The organism is Klebsiella sp. MPUS7 (assembly GCF_009905335.1).
GTDB classification, from domain to species: domain Bacteria; phylum Pseudomonadota; class Gammaproteobacteria; order Enterobacterales; family Enterobacteriaceae; genus Klebsiella; species Klebsiella grimontii.
This window is the reverse complement of record NZ_CP047604.1, coordinates 46,456-62,492: the sequence shown is the minus strand read 5'-3', so window position 1 is coordinate 62,492 and position 16,037 is coordinate 46,456. Positions and strand designations below refer to the sequence as shown.

14 protein-coding genes are annotated in these 16,037 nt (G+C 57.9%); 11 read left to right on the top strand and 3 right to left on the bottom strand.

From position 1 onward, the window contains the following. Window positions 1-379 precede the first annotated feature (379 nt). The 7 genes from GUC22_RS00295 (at window position 380) to GUC22_RS00265 (ending at window position 10,899) form a co-directional block, all read left to right on the top strand. Entirely contained in the window at window positions 380-1,504 is a 1,125-nt protein-coding gene (locus tag GUC22_RS00295; RefSeq protein WP_049131596.1) for an efflux RND transporter periplasmic adaptor subunit, read from the top strand. Beyond that, window positions 1,504-4,611 (top strand): multidrug efflux RND transporter permease subunit EefB, encoded by a 3,108-nt coding sequence (gene eefB / locus GUC22_RS00290; protein ID WP_004133144.1) that lies wholly within the window; start codon window positions 1,504-1,506, stop codon window positions 4,609-4,611. Before GUC22_RS00295 ends, eefB begins: the two co-directional genes overlap by 1 nt. Before the next feature lie 3 nt (window positions 4,612-4,614). After that, complete coding sequence (locus GUC22_RS00285; protein ID WP_024359678.1) at window positions 4,615-5,979, top strand: efflux transporter outer membrane subunit; 1,365 nt, start codon at window positions 4,615-4,617, stop codon at window positions 5,977-5,979. A 50-nt stretch (window positions 5,980-6,029) separates the two neighbouring features. Further along, window positions 6,030-7,196, top strand: coding sequence for a multidrug effflux MFS transporter (locus GUC22_RS00280; protein ID WP_160183313.1), 1,167 nt, complete (start codon window positions 6,030-6,032; stop codon window positions 7,194-7,196). Window positions 7,197-7,357: 161 nt separating this feature from the next. Beyond that, window positions 7,358-8,260 carry an N-acetylmuramic acid 6-phosphate etherase gene (murQ, locus tag GUC22_RS00275; RefSeq protein WP_004133138.1) on the top strand — a complete coding sequence of 301 codons (903 nt, stop codon included), beginning with the start codon at window positions 7,358-7,360 and terminating at the stop codon, window positions 8,258-8,260. A gap of 24 nt (window positions 8,261-8,284) precedes the next feature. Continuing rightward, window positions 8,285-9,718 carry a PTS N-acetylmuramic acid transporter subunit IIBC gene (gene murP, locus GUC22_RS00270; protein WP_160183312.1) on the top strand — a complete coding sequence of 478 codons (1,434 nt, stop codon included), beginning with the start codon at window positions 8,285-8,287 and terminating at the stop codon, window positions 9,716-9,718. Between the two features lie 278 nt (window positions 9,719-9,996). Beyond that, a complete protein-coding gene (locus GUC22_RS00265) occupies window positions 9,997-10,899 on the top strand; it encodes an EamA family transporter (protein WP_024359676.1) in 903 nt (300 codons plus the stop codon). A 3-nt stretch (window positions 10,900-10,902) separates the two neighbouring features. Here the strand turns inward: GUC22_RS00265 and GUC22_RS00260 are convergent, their stop codons facing one another. Beyond that, window positions 10,903-11,160, bottom strand: coding sequence for a hypothetical protein (locus GUC22_RS00260; protein WP_004133131.1), 258 nt, complete (start codon window positions 11,158-11,160; stop codon window positions 10,903-10,905). Further along, complete coding sequence (locus GUC22_RS00255) at window positions 11,160-12,125, bottom strand: Rpn family recombination-promoting nuclease/putative transposase (protein ID WP_116944077.1); 966 nt, start codon at window positions 12,123-12,125, stop codon at window positions 11,160-11,162. The genes GUC22_RS00260 and GUC22_RS00255 overlap by 1 nt, the downstream gene beginning before the upstream one ends. 209 nt (window positions 12,126-12,334) lie before the next feature. Between GUC22_RS00255 and GUC22_RS00250 the strand changes: the two genes are divergently transcribed. Then, window positions 12,335-12,628, top strand: a complete 294-nt coding sequence (locus GUC22_RS00250; RefSeq protein WP_024359674.1) for a YicS family protein — start codon at window positions 12,335-12,337, stop codon at window positions 12,626-12,628. Window positions 12,629-12,648: 20 nt separating this feature from the next. Here the strand turns inward: GUC22_RS00250 and GUC22_RS00245 are convergent, their stop codons facing one another. Beyond that, entirely contained in the window at window positions 12,649-13,590 is a 942-nt protein-coding gene (locus GUC22_RS00245; protein ID WP_004133125.1) for a LacI family DNA-binding transcriptional regulator, read from the bottom strand. A 294-nt stretch (window positions 13,591-13,884) separates the two neighbouring features. Here GUC22_RS00245 and GUC22_RS00240 point away from each other — a divergent pair, with 294 nt between their 5' ends. The 3 genes from GUC22_RS00240 (at window position 13,885) to GUC22_RS00230 (ending at window position 15,943) form a co-directional block, all read left to right on the top strand. Next, window positions 13,885-14,196, top strand: a complete 312-nt coding sequence (locus GUC22_RS00240) for a PTS sugar transporter subunit IIB (protein WP_004133123.1) — start codon at window positions 13,885-13,887, stop codon at window positions 14,194-14,196. An 11-nt stretch (window positions 14,197-14,207) separates the two neighbouring features. Further along, window positions 14,208-15,533, top strand: a complete 1,326-nt coding sequence (locus GUC22_RS00235; RefSeq protein WP_116944078.1) for a PTS sugar transporter subunit IIC — start codon at window positions 14,208-14,210, stop codon at window positions 15,531-15,533. 107 nt (window positions 15,534-15,640) lie between these two features. Continuing rightward, window positions 15,641-15,943, top strand: coding sequence for a PTS lactose/cellobiose transporter subunit IIA (locus tag GUC22_RS00230; RefSeq protein ID WP_004855598.1), 303 nt, complete (start codon window positions 15,641-15,643; stop codon window positions 15,941-15,943). Window positions 15,944-16,037 lie beyond the last annotated feature (94 nt).

Here is a 16,037-nt window from a genome sequence, read left to right as displayed (position 1 = left end):
TATTTCCTGACTAAATTCCCTGCACTAAATTTTGTGTAAAAAATCTTCCCATCATTCGGTTCAGACGTATAATGGGAAAAAATGAGAACGATCATTCTCAAAAACACAAACCATGGAGAACCCCATGAAAAATGCCCTGTAGCAGGCGTCATCCCTCGGTTCAGCGCCTGTAACCGCCGTCTGATACCGTATTCGCCGCACGGGGAAATGTCGGAAAAACCGCTTAATTAATAGCGGTATTCGCAGAGTCATTTACTGCAAACAGGAATATTTATTTCCCCTTTGGTTATTTGTGCTTGCCCGGAGATGCATCATCGCCCGGCCTATCACCCCGCCAGTGAATTTGCGGGGCGGACGTCGTTCATCCTGAGAAAATATAATGAAATATACTTTAGCCCCCATCGCAGCAGCATTATTTCTCCTTAGCGGGTGCGATAATGCGCAAAACGCTTCCCCGCAGCAGATGACGCAGGAAGTCGGCGTCGTGACCCTGCAAGGCCAGCCTGTCCCGGTGGTGAGCAGCCTGACCGGACGCACCACCGCCTCGCTTAGCGCAGAAGTGCGCCCGCAGGTTGGCGGGATCGTGCAAAAACGCCTGTTTACCGAGGGCGATATGGTCAAAGCCGGACAGGCGCTGTACCAAATCGACCCGTCAAGCTATCGCGCGACGTTTAACGAAGCCGCCGCATCGCTGAAACAGGCCCAGGCGCTGGTCATCGCCGATTGCCAAAAAGCCCAGCGCTACGCGGTGCTGGTCAAAGATAACGGCGTCTCCCGTCAGGACGCCGATGACGCGATAGCGACCTGTAACCAGGATAAGGCCAGCGTCGAGTCGAAAAAAGCGGCGCTGGAAAGCGCGCGCATCAACCTGAACTGGACCACCGTGACCGCACCGATTGCCGGGCGCATCGGGATCTCTTCCGTCACGCCGGGCGCGCTGGTGTCCGCCGATCAGGATACCGCGCTGGCGACGATCCGCGGCCTGGATACAATGTACGTCGATCTCACCCGATCCAGCGTCGATCTGCTGCGCCTGCGTAAGCAAAGCCTGGCGAGCAACAGCGATACCCTTAACGTCACCCTGACTCTTGAAGATGGCAGCACCTACAGCGAAAAAGGTCGCCTGGCGCTGACCGAAGTGGCGGTAGATGAATCGACCGGTTCGGTCACGCTGCGCGCGGTCTTTCCCAATCCGCAGCACGTGCTGCTGCCCGGTATGTTCGTTCGCGCCCGCATAGACGAAGGCATCATGAACGATGCGATCCTCGCCCCGCAGCAGGGCATCACTCGCGATGCCAAAGGCGATGCCACCGCGCTGGTGGTTGACGCTAATAACAAGGTTGAACAGCGCAGCGTGGAAACTGGCGAAACCTACGGCGACAAATGGCTGATCGTCAACGGCCTGAAGAGCGGCGACAGGTTGATTGTTGAAGGAACCGGCAAAGTGGCGCCGGGACAGCAGGTCAAAGCCGCCGAAGTCAAAAATGACGGAGGCAACGCCTGATGTTTTCCCGCTTCTTTGTGCGACGCCCGGTCTTCGCCTGGGTTATCGCCATTCTGATTATGCTCGCCGGGATTCTGGCTATCCGCACTCTGCCGGTCGCCCAGTACCCTGACGTCGCGCCGCCGGCGATAAAAATCTCCGCCACCTACACTGGGGCTTCTGCGGAAACCCTGGAAAACAGCGTGACCCAGGTTATCGAGCAGCAGCTCACCGGACTGGACAACCTGCTCTACTTTACGTCCACCAGCAGCTCCGACGGCTCGGTCAGCATTACCGTCACCTTTGAGCAGGGTACCGACCCGGATACCGCCCAGGTTCAGGTGCAGAACAAAGTGCAGCAGGCGGAGTCGCGCCTGCCGAGCGAAGTTCAGCAGTCCGGCGTGACGGTGGAGAAATCGCAGAGCAGCTTCCTGCTGATCCTCGCGGTGTATGACAAAAACAACAAAGCCACCAGCTCCGATATCTCCGACTGGCTGGTCAGCAATATGCAGGACCCAATGGCGCGTATTGAGGGCGTCGGCAGCCTGCAGGTGTTCGGCGCGGAGTACGCCATGCGCATCTGGATGGACCCGACCAAACTGGCCTCCTATTCGCTGATGCCATCCGATGTACAATCGGCGATTGAAGCGCAGAACGTGCAGGTGTCCGCCGGTAAAATCGGCGCCCTGCCCGCCACCAACGCGCAGCAGCTGACCGCCACCGTCCGTGCCCAGTCGCGGCTGCAAACCGTCGCCCAGTTCAAAGAGATTATCGTCAAGAGCAAGAGCGACGGGTCGGTGGTGCGCCTGAGCGACGTCGCCCGCGTGGAGATGGGCAGCGAAGATTACACCGCCTCCGCCAATCTCAACGGCCACCCGGCTGCGGGGATCGCGGTGATGATGGCGCCGGGCGCTAACGCCCTGAATACCGCGACGCTGGTGAAAAACAAGATTGCCGAGTTCCAGCGCCAGATGCCGCAGGGCTACGATATCGCCTACCCGAAAGACAGCACCGAGTTCATCAAAATCTCGGTGGAGGATGTGATTCAGACGCTATTCGAGGCGATTATCCTCGTGGTCTGCGTGATGTATCTGTTCCTGCAAAACTTCCGCGCCACGCTGATCCCGGCGGTGGCGGTTCCGGTCGTGCTGCTGGGCACCTTCGGCGTGCTGGCGCTGTTTGGCTACTCCATCAACACCCTGACGCTGTTTGCGATGGTGCTGGCGATAGGCTTGCTGGTGGATGACGCCATCGTGGTAGTGGAAAACGTCGAGCGTATCATGCGCGACGAGGGGCTGCCCGCCCGCGAAGCCACCGAAAAATCGATGGGCGAAATCTCCGGCGCGCTGATCGCCATTGCCCTGGTGCTCTCGGCGGTGTTCCTGCCGATGGCTTTCTTCGGCGGCTCAACCGGAGTGATTTATCGCCAGTTCTCGGTGACCATTATCTCGGCGATGATGCTCTCCGTAGTGGTCGCCTTAACCTTAACCCCGGCGCTGTGCGGCGCGCTGCTAAGCCATTCGAAACCGCATACCAAAGGCTTCTTCGGCGCCTTTAACCGCCTGTGGGGACGCACCGAGCAGGGCTATCAGCATCGTGTGGTCGGCGGCCTGCGCCGCTCGGCGATGATGATGGGCGCTTTTGTCCTGATTTGCGGCGGCATGGCGCTGGCGATGTGGAAACTGCCGGGCAGCTTCCTGCCGACGGAGGATCAGGGCGAAATCATGGTCCAGTATACGCTGCCCGCCGGGGCGACGGCGGTACGTACCGCCGAGGTTCGCCGCCAGGTTACCGACTGGTTCCTGACGAAAGAGAAAGCCAATACCGACGTGATCTTTACCGTCGACGGCTTTAGCTTTAGCGGCAGCGGACAAAACGCCGGGATGGCCTTCGTGTCGCTGAAAAACTGGTCCGAACGTAAAGGCGAAGAAAATACCGCTCAGGCCATCGCCCTGCGCGCCACCAAAGAGCTCGGCAGCATTCGCGACGCCACCCTGTTCGCCATGACCCCGCCGTCGGTTGATGGCCTGGGGCAGAGCAATGGCTTCACCTTCGAACTGATGGCCAGCGGCGGCACCGATCGCGATAGCCTGATGAAAATGCGCAGCCAGCTGCTGGCGGCGGCGAATCAAAGTACCGAGCTGCAGTCCGTACGCGCCAACGATCTGCCGCAAATGCCGCAGCTGCAGGTGGATATTGATAACAACAAAGCCGTGTCGCTCGGGCTGTCGTTAAGCGATGTCACCGATACCCTCTCCAGCGCCTGGGGCGGTACCTACGTTAACGACTTTATCGATCGCGGTCGCGTGAAGAAGGTCTATATCCAGGGCGAAAGCGACGCCCGCGCCGTGCCGTCCGACCTCGGTAAATGGTTCGTGCGCGGCAGCGACGACAGCATGACGCCGTTCTCCGCCTTCGCTACCACCCGCTGGCAATACGGCCCGGAAAGCCTGGTGCGCTACAACGGCTCCGCCGCCTTTGAAATCCAGGGCGAAAACGCCAGCGGCTTCAGCTCCGGCGCGGCAATGGACAAGATGGAAGCCCTGGCCAATGACCTGCCGGCCGGCACCACCTGGGCGTGGAGCGGCATGTCGCTGCAGGAAAAACTCGCCAGCGGCCAGGCGATGAGCCTCTACGCCATCTCGATTCTGGTGGTCTTCCTGTGCCTCGCGGCGCTGTATGAGAGCTGGTCGGTGCCGTTCTCGGTGATCATGGTGATCCCGCTTGGGCTGCTCGGCGCGGCGCTGGCGGCCTGGATGCGCGGTCTGAGCAATGACGTTTACTTCCAGGTAGCGCTATTAACCACCATCGGCCTGTCGTCGAAGAACGCCATCCTGATCGTCGAATTCGCCGAATCGGCGGTGGAAGAGGGCTATTCCCTGTCGCGTGCCGCCATGCGCGCTGCGCAGACCCGCCTACGCCCTATTGTGATGACCTCGCTGGCGTTTATTGCCGGGGTGCTGCCGCTGGCGATCGCCACCGGAGCCGGGGCCAACAGCCGCGTGGCGATCGGTACCGGGATTATCGGCGGAACCCTGACCGCGACGCTGCTGGCGGTGTTCTTCGTGCCGCTGTTCTTTGTGCTGGTGAAACGCTTCTTCACCCGCCATCGTTCTTCTCAGGAGTAAGTTATGTTTCGTTTTACCTTAGTTTTTGTTGCGCTCCTGACGGCGGGCTGCGTCTCTCTCGACCCGAACTATGAGCGTCCGGCCGCGCCGGTCCCGGCGACCCTGCCGGGCAGCCACGGCGAGGCAACCGCGGTGGTCAGCGACTGGCAGCAGGTGGTGAATGACGCCCGCCTCAAAAAAGTGGTGAGTATCGCGTTGACCAGCAACCGCGACGTGCAGAAAGCGCTGGCCGATATCGAAGCCGCGCGCGCCCAGTTTGGTGAAACCCGCGCGTCGCTGTTTCCGACCCTCGACGCCGAGCTGAGCCATACCCGCAGTAAAACGGTGGCCAGCGGCCTGTCGTCGTCAGCGGAAGCCGACGGCGCGGTCTCCAGCTTCGAACTGGATCTGTTTGGCAAGAACCAAAGCCTGACGCGCGCCGCGCGGGAAACCTGGCTTGCCAGCGAATTCACCGCCCAGAATACGCGTCTGACGATGATCGCCGATCTGACCACCGCGTGGATAACCCTCGCCGCGGATAACAGCAATCTGGCGCTGGCGCAGGAAACCATGGCCAGCGCCGAGAACTCGCGCCGCATCGTCACCCGCCAGATGGAAGTCGGCACCGCCTCGGCTGGCGACCTGAGCGATGCCGAAAGCGTGTACCAGCAGGCGCGCGCCAGCGTCGCCAGCTACCGCACGCTGGTGGCGCAGGATAAAAACGCGCTCAACCTGCTGGCCGGGGAAACCGTGCCAGATAGCCTGCTGCCCGGCACGCTGGAAAGCCTTGGCGATCGCAGTATCACCCTGGTGCCGGCGGGCGTCTCTTCATCGGTACTGCTGCGCCGCCCGGATATCCAGGAAGCGGAGCATAACCTGAAGAGCGCTAACGCCGATATCGGCGCGGCGCGGGCCAACTTCTTCCCGTCCATCTCGCTGACCGCCAGCGCCGGGGTCGGCAGCGACTCGCTCTCGTCGCTGTTCAGCCACGGCATGCAGGTATGGTCATTCGCGCCGTCCATCAGCCTGCCGCTGTTTACCGGCGGCAGCAACCTGGCGCAGCTGCGCTACGCTGAAGCGGAGAAAAAGGGGCTGATCGCCACCTATGAGAAGACGATTCAGAGCGCTTTCAAAGATGTCGCCGACGCGCTGGCGCGGCGGGAAACGCTCAGCGAACAGCTGGACGCGCAGAATAAATACGTCGCGGCGGAGCAGAAATCGCTGAATATCGCGCTGAAGAGCTATCAGGCCGGGGTCGGAGATTATCTGTCGGTGCTGACCGCCCAGCGAACGCTGTGGTCGGCGCAGGCCACGCTGATCTCCCTCCAGCAAACGGACCTGGAAAACCGCATCACCCTCTGGCAGTCGCTGGGAGGCGGCGCCAGCTAACACCTTTACCGGGCGACAGCGCCCGGTTTGATGACAAGGAGCCCGCTTGTATGCCCCGAATCTCCCTTTCCTGGGTTGTGGTTCTCGGTTTGCTCAGCGCCATTGGGCCGCTGTGTACCGACTTCTATCTGCCCGCGCTGCCGGAAATTACCCAGCAGCTTAGCGCTACCGGCACGCAGACCCAGCTCTCGCTGACCGCGGCGCTGATCGGCCTCGGCCTTGGGCAGCTGTTTTTCGGCCCGCTGAGCGACCGCATTGGTCGTAAAAAGCCGCTGGCGCTCTCCCTGCTGCTGTTTATTTTCTCCTCAGCGATGTGCGCGATAACCTACGATATCCATATGCTGATCGCCTGGCGCTTTCTGCAGGGCTTCGCCGGCGCGGGCGGCTCGGTGCTGTCGCGATCCATCGCCCGCGACCGCTATCAGGGCACCCTGCTGACCCAGTTTTTAGCCCTGCTGATGACCGTAAACGGCATCGCGCCGGTGCTTTCGCCGGTACTTGGCGGCTGGATCATCACCGCCTTCGACTGGCGTATTCTGTTCTGGGCGATGGCGGCGATTGGCGTGGTGTTACTGCTGCTCAGCCTGACGGTGCTGCACGAAACGCTGCCGGAAAAAAGCGCCGCATCGGTTGCGCAGCGGCAGGATGAGACGCCGGTGCTGAAAAATCGCCGCTTTATGCGCTACTGCCTGATTCAGGCCTTTATGATGGCCGGGCTGTTCTCCTATATCGGCTCATCTTCGTTTGTTATTCAGAGCGAATATGCCATGAGCGCGATGCAGTTCAGCCTGCTGTTCGGCCTGAACGGTATTGGGCTGATTATCGCGGCGCTGATCTTTTCCCGCCTGGCGCGCCGCTTCAGCGCCGAATCTCTGCTGCGCGGCGGTCAATTGCTGGCGGTGGCGTTTGCCGCCATCACCCTGCTCTTCGCCTGGCTACCGCAGCCGACGCTGGCGCTGGTCGGCCTGTTTTTTACCGTTTCCATGATGAGCGGCATCAGTACCGTTGCCGGCTCGGAAGCGATGAACGCCATTCACGCCCGCCAGTCCGGCACCGCTTCCGCCCTGATGGGCACGCTGATGTTTGTGTTCGGCGGGATTGCCGCGCCGCTGGCCGGACTCGGCGGCGAAACGATGCTCAAAATGAGCCTGGCGATGACCCTTTGCTATCTGGCCGCGCTGCTGATTGGCCTGAAAAAACCACGTTCCGTCGCATAACCTCCCCTGGCGGTAATAAAATATTCCAATTTTATTACCGCCATATTTCCCGCCAACGCTGAAATCTCCTATTATCTCTTCAACACCAATCGTGATAGTCTTCACATGAAAGGAATAATTAATTCCTTATACTGCCCGCCACTGTGAATAAAGAGGTTCTTATGAGTATCGACCTGAGCAAACTGCTGACCGAGCGCCGCAACGCCAATAGCGCCAACATTGATACCCTCTCCACCGAAGAGATGCTGACGGTGATTAACCAGGAAGACCAGCAGGTGGCTCACGCCATCACCCCCTATCTGGCGCAAATTGCCCAGGTCGTGGATAAGGTCGCAGCGGCGCTGCAGGCGGGCGGGCGACTGATTTATATCGGCGCGGGGACCTCCGGTCGTCTGGGGATCCTTGACGCCAGCGAGTGTCCGCCGACCTTCGGCACTCGCCCCGAACAGGTGGTGGGCATCATCGCGGGCGGCCATAAAGCGATTCTGAGCGCCGTAGAGAACGTTGAAGACAACAAAGCGCAAGGGGCGATGGATCTGCAGAATATTAATTTTAGCAGCCGCGATGTGCTGGTCGGGCTCGCGGCCAGCGGACGCACGCCGTACGTCATCGGCGCCATGGAGTATGCCTACAGCCAGAACGCTTTCGTCGCCATCGTCAGCTGCAACCCGCACGGGGAAATGGCCCAGCTGGCGGACGTCGCCATTACGCCGGTGGTCGGCCCGGAAGTCGTTACCGGCTCAACGCGGCTCAAGGCAGGCACCGCGCAGAAGCTGGTGCTGAATATGATCTCCACCGGGGCGATGATCCGCATTGGCAAGGTCTACAGCAACCTGATGGTGGATGTGGAAGCGACCAACGCCAAGCTTATCGAGCGCCAGGTGTCCATCGTCATGGAAGCGACCGAATGCGATCGCGCAACCGCCCAGAGCGCGCTGGAGGCCTGCGGTCGCCACTGCAAAACGGCGATTGTGATGGTGCTGGCTGATTTAAGCGCCCCGGATGCCCAGGCGCTGTTGGCAAAAAATAACGGCTATATCCGCAAGGCGCTGAGCCACTCCTGACCGCTGACCAACAGGTAATCTGCAATGGCAAAAATAAATAAAGAGATGATAGCGCGGATCCTTCAACACGTTGGCGGCGCCGGTAACGTCGCGCAGGCGGGCAACTGTATGACCCGGCTGCGCCTGACTCTGCGCGATGAATCACGGGCCGATAGCGCCGCCATCCGTCAGATTGAGGGCGTGATGGGGGTTATCGTCAGCGATGAGCAGTTCCAGGTCGTGCTTGGCCCCGGCAAGGCGCAAACCGCGGCGGAAATGATGAATGCGTTACTGGAAGACGCTCCGGCGGAGACGCAGTCGCTGGCCGATGTCGCCGCCGAGAAGAAGCAGGCGCTGAAGAGCAAGCAAACCAGCGGCATCCAAAAATTCCTCGCTAAATTCGCCACCATTTTCACCCCGCTGATCCCCGGTTTTATCGCCGTCGGCCTGCTGTTAGGATTCGCGACCCTGGCGGAGCAGATATTTGTCCTCGAAAACGCGCATCCGAACGCGACGATGGTGGCGCTGATCGGCTACATGAAGGTATTCAGCAAGGGGATGTTTACCTTCCTGAGCATCCTGATCGGCTATAACGCCCAGAAAGCCTTCGGCGGCTCCGGGGTCAACGGGGCCATCATCGCTGCGCTGTTTGTCCTCGGCTACAACCCGGAGGCCACCAGCGGCTTCTATTCCGGGATTTCGACCTTCTTCGGCCACGGTATCGACCCGCGCGGCAATATTATCGGCGTGCTTATCGCCTCGATTATCGGCGCGTGGGTGGAAAGACAGGTGCGCCGCATCATGCCTGCCAACCTCGATATGATCCTCACCTCGGCGGTGACGCTGCTGATCATGGGCGCAATCACTTTTACCGTCATTATGCCGATCGGCGGCTGGCTGTTTACCGGAATGTCATGGCTATTCCTGCACCTTAACGGCAACCCGTTCGGCTCTGCGGTGCTGGCCGGCCTGTTCCTGCTGGCGGTGATGTTCGGCGTCCATCAGGGCTTCGTGCCGGTCTATTTCGCGCTGGTGGATGCGCAGGGGTTTAACTCGCTGTTTCCGATTCTGGCGATGGCCGGGGCCGGACAGGTCGGCGCGGCGCTGGCGCTGTTCTGGCGGGCGAAGCACGGCTCTCTGCTGCGTACGCAAATTAAAGGGGCGATTATTCCCGGCTTCCTCGGCATCGGCGAACCGCTGATTTATGGCGTGACGCTGCCGCGCATGAAGCCGTTTATCACCGCCTGCCTCGGCGGCGCCTGCGGCGGTTTCTTCCTCGGGCTTGTCGCCTGGATGGGGCTACCGGTCGGCCTGAATACGGTATTTGGCCCGTCCGGGCTGGTGGCGCTGCCGCTGATGACCTCCAAAAGCGGGATCTACGCCGGAATGGCGGTGTATGCCGCCGGGCTGGCGGTCTCTTATCTGTGCGGCTTCGCCCTGACCTGGCTGTTCGGCAGTAAAAACGTTGATTTGAGCTAGAGCGCGCATCTGACGCACGGCGGTGAACGTGAGTTTATCCGCCGCATGGCGGTGAACGTGAGTTTATCCGCCGCATGGCGGGAGGTACTGACGCCCCATGCTGAATATTTTTTGCGCGTGGCGTTGCGTTTCTGTCGGCCCGGTCAGGCGCCAACCGCCACCGGGCAACGTCGGCCAGGGTACATCTGATAAAGGATCCGGCTACCATTTCCTGCCCCGCTTCCCGCGCGTGCTCATGCTATGATGCTGCTTTCGCACTATTTTCACCTGAGGGAAAGATGGGCTCCAGCAAAAAAGGGATGCTGAACGTACTGATCGCCGCTGTGCTGTGGGGCAGTTCCGGCGTCTGCGCGCAATATATTATGCAGCAAAGCCAGATGTCATCGCCGTTTCTGACCATGACGCGCCTGTTGTTCGCCGGCCTGATCCTTCTGATGCTCTCGTTCTTTCACGGCGATAAGATTTTCCGCGTCCTGCAAAACCGCAAAGACGCCGTCAGTCTGCTGATCTTTTCGCTGTTCGGCGCGCTCACCGTGCAATACACCTTCCTGATGACTATCGAGCAATCCAACGCCGCCACCGCGACGGTGCTGCAGTTCCTGTCGCCGACGATTATCGTCGCCTGGTTTGCCATCGCCCGTAAAACGCGTCCCAGCCCGCTGGTGCTCGCGGCCATCGCCACCTCGCTGGCGGGCACTTTCCTGCTGGTCACCCACGGTAACCCGACGACGCTGTCGATTTCCCCCACGGCGCTGTTCTGGGGGATTGCTTCGGCGTTTGCCGCTGCTTTCTACACCACTTATCCCTCGACGCTGATTGCCCGCTACGGCACGCTGCCGATTGTCGGCTGGAGCATGCTGCTCGGCGGCGCGATGCTGCTGCCGTTCTACGCCGGACAGGGCAACCATTTTGTGGTGACCGGCGGCCTGCTGCTGGCCTTTTTCTACCTGGTGGTAATCGGCACCTCGCTGACCTTTAGCCTCTACCTGAACGGCGCGCAGAAGATTGGCGGCGCGAAGGCGGGGATCCTCAGCTGCGCGGAGCCGTTGAGTAGCGCTCTGCTCTCTCTGCTGCTGCTCGGCATCACCTTTACCCTCCCGGACTGGCTGGGCACGCTGCTGATCCTCTCGTCGGTGGTGCTGATCGCCCTGGATTCGCGGCGGCGGGTTAAAACGGCCTGACGATTATCGGGCAGGAGATGCTGCGACCTGCGTTTGCAGCATCTTCAGGTCGTCATCCGACAGCTCACAAACCACCTGCACCAGCTCGCGCTCAAATCCCTGTTCCAGACATGAACGAGCAATACGCAACGCCTCTTCTCGTTTCCCTTCCTGAAATCCTTCATAAAACCCCAGGTAAAATTCCAACAGGTATTCCAGTAAATACTCTTGTTGTAACTCCTGTGGTATCTCTTCCAGCGGTAGCCTCTCTACAATCGTCATTAATTTTCCCCCATCTTGAGGGATGCATCCTGGAATGCATTCAGATCGTCATCCGAGAGCCCAATAGTCATCCGTACCAGCTCGCGCTCAAACCCCTGCTCCAGAAGTGAACGGGCAATACGCAACGCTTCTTCTTCTCTACCCTCTTGTTTACCTTCTAACTTGCCCTCTAATTTGCCCTCCAACTTGCCTTCTTGTCTCCCTTCCTGCCGTAGCCTTTCCGCAATCGTCATGAGTACCTCCTTATGTTGAGGAACGCGCCGCTCGACCTCGTGAAGAAATTCACCAAAATGAGGCGCATCGCCGCACTGCAGCATGTAATTAAACAGCGCTTTCAACTGGCTGTCATTAGCGCAACCTTTAACCAACAGCTCGGCTAATCGCTCCACCAGGCCAAGTAAATCGCGCTGGCGGATATGCTTTTGAATCAGCTCCAGCAACGCCACGCGCCGGTGCTGCATAATGTCGTCATCCGGCACCACCGTAATATCCACCAGCGGGAAAGCGGCGGCATAGATCCGCCGCGCGGCCTCCGTATCGGCAAACTCTTCCAGCCAGCACAGCGAGAAAGGATAGGGGCTTTTCGCGCCGTGATAGAACAGCATCGGCACCACCAGCGGCAGCGTTTTGTGCCCGGCGTCCAGATGACGCTGCATCGCCGCCAGCGCGTAGCGCATCAGCCTGAATGCCATGTGCGCATCCGGCGTGCTCTGATGTTCAATCACCACGTAGATATAGCCGTCACCGTCGCTGGTTTTCAGCGACCACAGTACGTCGGAGTAGCTGGCGCGCAAATCGGCCTCAATGAAGCTGCCGGACTCCAGCTTAAGCGTTTGCAGGTCGCACAGCTGGCGCAGCGAAGCGGGAAGATGAATCTCGATAAAATCCCTTGCGCACTCGGGATGCGATAAAAACTGTTTAAAAACCGCATCGTGCGGCGTCGAGGTCGTTCCTTTTTTCGTCATGGTCCGCCATCCCTGAAACGCGATAGCTGGAATATATCCATCACCGCGACGCCGGGCATCTGCGCATCAACGGCTTTGCTTGCCGCTACGGAAGATAAATTTCAGCGACTGAAACAGATACATTCCTGCGGAAAGCAACACGCAAAATGTTGATTCAGGAATGCGTCTATAGTTAGAGGAACGCTTTAATAAAAATAAGGATATCCGTGATGAAGAGAATGAAAATTGCGCTTTCGCTGGCCGTCTGTCTGGTGCTCCCCAGCGTGGCGACAGCCGCACCGCTCTCCGGGCTGAAGTTTGAACAGCAAAAGCAGCAGATAGTGAAGGATGTGAGGAAAAACTGCCCTAAAAGCAGCGCGCTGGACGATACGCAGTTTGCTAACCGCGTACTGGAATCAGCGGAAAATAAGACTGCCGTACAAAGCGCGACGCGGGCGCTGGATAAAAACAACAGCGCCGCTTACCAGAAGGCCATTAGCGCCATTGCTTGCCCCATGCCCTAGCGCCGGTTGCAGGGTCGCCATCAACGGTTCGGAATGATCAAATCCCCGCGCAGCGGGCTGCTGCCGAGTATTTGCGTCTTCTCGGTCAGCCAGTTGACGATCTGGCTGGCCATCGCGTCCATTGAATATTCTATCGCCGGAATGGTCGGAATACCGGGCAGCTGTAACGAGCCCGCAAGGCTGAACACCATAACTTTTTCCGGCACCGCGCGATTAAACGCCTGAAGCTGCGGCACCACCAGCTGCGCCTGCTGCTCGTTGGCCACCAATAACGCATTAAAATTCAGGGTGGTTGTGTTGTTTACCAGCTCCTGCACCGCCACGGACGGCGAATGGCTGTCGAGAAAAACCAGGTTGCGATTGAACGGCAGAAAATTCTTTTCCAGCGCGTGCTTATAGCCCAGCAAAACCTGGTCAGCAAAGCCGCTGGCCTGGGGATGGATCAGCGCAATCTGGCGCCGCCCCTGGCTTATCAGATAGTTGCAGGCCGTTTCCGCCGCGAAGGCATGGTCAAACTGAATGCTATTCGTTCCGTCGCTTTCCAGGCAGTCAATCAGTACTACGTCGGGCCGGTCGATATTGAGCGGAAACCGTGCGCCGATGATTAATACATTATCGCAAAGGCCGCAGGTCAACTCATCCAGCGAATGCAGCACTCTGCTGCGGCTGTTGGCAAAACGCAGCAGCAGATGCTTCTGGTGCTGGCTAAGCTGTTTCTCCAGCGCGTAGAGATAGCTGGTGGTTTGATTAATGTTGTCCTGGGCGCAAATGACGCCGATGCAGCCGGTAGTCTGACTCAGCAAAGATTGCGCTATCATATTCGGCCGGTAGTTAAGCTCTTCCGCCGCCTGCAGTACCGCCTGTCGGCTGGCTTCCTTTACGCCGCGCGAACCGCTCAACACCCGAGAGACTGTGGCTTTCGACACCCCAGCTAACCGTGATACATCGTTGATTGTAGACATTATTTTCCCCTGACAGGGTCAATCCGATCCCTGTAAATCCTTAAACCTGAATCGCTTCAATAATAACCAGCGGCAGTATATCCGTTTCCCTTTTTATTTGGAAACCGATTTTCCATTTCATGGAAAATCGCAGCAAAAACCAGGAAAATTTGTGAGCCAAATCTAATTAACAGCCCCTTTGACTGACAGATCTTGATGGTTATCACAGTTCTGTTTTTTATAAATGGAAACCGGTTTCCGTCTGATATCAAATCATCCACGCAATAACTTTTTACATTTTGAGGACGAACGTCGATGTACAAGATTATGCTGTGCTGCTCTGCCGGAATGTCCACCAGCCTGCTGGTCAGAAAGATGGTTGATGCCGCGAAGGAACGTAATCTGCCGGTGCAGATTGACGCCTATGGAGTTTCCGAATTTGACATGCAGTTTCCGCAATACCAGGTGGTGCTTCTTGGGCCACAGGTGAAATACATGCTGAAAAACTTATCTGAGAAAGCCGCTCCCCTGAATATTCCGGTCCAGCCGATTAACACCATGGATTACGGAATGCAGCGGGGAGATAACGTCCTGGATTATGCCCTGTCGCTGATTGCAGCGCATTAAGAGGTGTGCAAATGAGTTCTCTGTATCAGTCCATGATTGCCGTGATCGAGCAATCAATTACCCCGCTGGCAGGACGCCTTGGGCAGCAGAAATACGTTATCGCGATTCGCGATGGCTTCACTGCCGCATTGCCGTTTATGATCATCGGCTCATTCATGCTGGTATTTATCTTTCCACCTTTCTCCCCGGATACCACGAATGGTTTCGCCCGCGGCTGGCTGGATTTCTCCCAGCAGTACCGTGAACAGCTGATGCTGCCGTTTAACCTCAGCATGGGCGTAATGACGTTTTTTATTTCGGTGGGAATCGGCGCCAGCCTGGGACGTCAGTTCCAACTCGACCCGGTGATGTCCGGTCTGCTGGCGTTCATGGCCTTCTTACTGGTTGCCGCGCCGTACGCCGATGGCAAAATCTCCACCCAGTACCTCTCCGGTCAGGGCATTTTTACCGCCTTGATCACCGCCATCTACTCCACCCGCGTTTACGCCTGGTTAAAGCAGAACAATATTACGATTCGCCTGCCAAAAGAGGTGCCGACCGGCGTTGCCCGCTCGTTTGAAATTCTTATCCCGGTACTGGTGGTGATCGCGACCCTGCATCCGCTGAATCTGTTTATCGAAGCGCAGACCGGTATGATCCTGCCGCAGGCGATTATGCACCTGCTGGAGCCCCTGGTTTCCGCCTCTGACTCCCTGCCGGCGATTCTGCTTTCCGTCCTGATGTGCCAGATTTTCTGGTTCGCCGGGATCCACGGTTCGCTGATCGTGACCGGCATTATGAACCCCTTCTGGATGGCCAACCTGTCGGCAAACCAGGCCGCGCTGGCGGCCGGTGCGGCACTGCCGCATGTCTATCTGCAAGGTTTCTGGGATCACTATCTGCTGATAGGCGGCGTCGGTTCCACGCTTCCGCTGGCGTTCCTGCTGCTGCGTAGCCGCGTAACCCATCTGCGTACCATCGGTAAAATGGGCATTGTGCCAAGCTTCTTTAATATCAACGAACCGATCCTGTTCGGCGCGCCGATTATCATGAACCCGATGATGTTTATCCCGTTCGTCTTTGTCCCGATGATCAACGCCGTTCTGGCTTATGGCGCGACGCGTCTCGGCTGGCTCAGCCAGGTGGTTTCGCTGACGCCGTGGACAACGCCGGCGCCTATCGGCGCATCGTGGGCCGCAAACTGGACGTTAAGCCCGGTGGTCATGTGCCTGATTTGTATGGTGATGTCGGCGCTAATCTATCTGCCATTCCTGCGCGCCTATGAACGTTCCTTAATGACAACTGAAGTTGAAAAAGCAAAAGCCGCGGTTCCGGTTGCCGAAACGGTCAGCCAATAATGAAGCAATATATTTAATATTATCTTTTAGATGACGGCATAAATAATGCGGAAAAGGGATTTTGCTGCATTATTTAAATAATAAAGTTAATGACCTCAGGATCTATCATGATTGAATTAGAAGATGCGGTAATGGAAATTATCGTTAACGCGGGACAGTCACGCTCATTGTGTTTTGAAGCACTCCATTGCGCCCGTAACGGTAATATAGATGAAGCGCGCTTACTACTGAATGAAGCCGATGGTTACGCCCGTCGGGCGCATCAGATGCAGACCCGGCTTATCGAGCAGGATGCCGGCGAAGCGCGCCAGCCGATGACGTTAATTATGGTCCATGCTCAGGATCACTTAATGAACTCACTGCTCGCCCGTGAATTTTCGGAAGAGTTAATTCATTTATACCAGCGTTAATTTATATCAATATTTAACAACTGTATCCGGAATAAATACACCAGCTTATCCTGGCGGGATGGCTATTATCTGAATATATGAATTATTAAAAGCG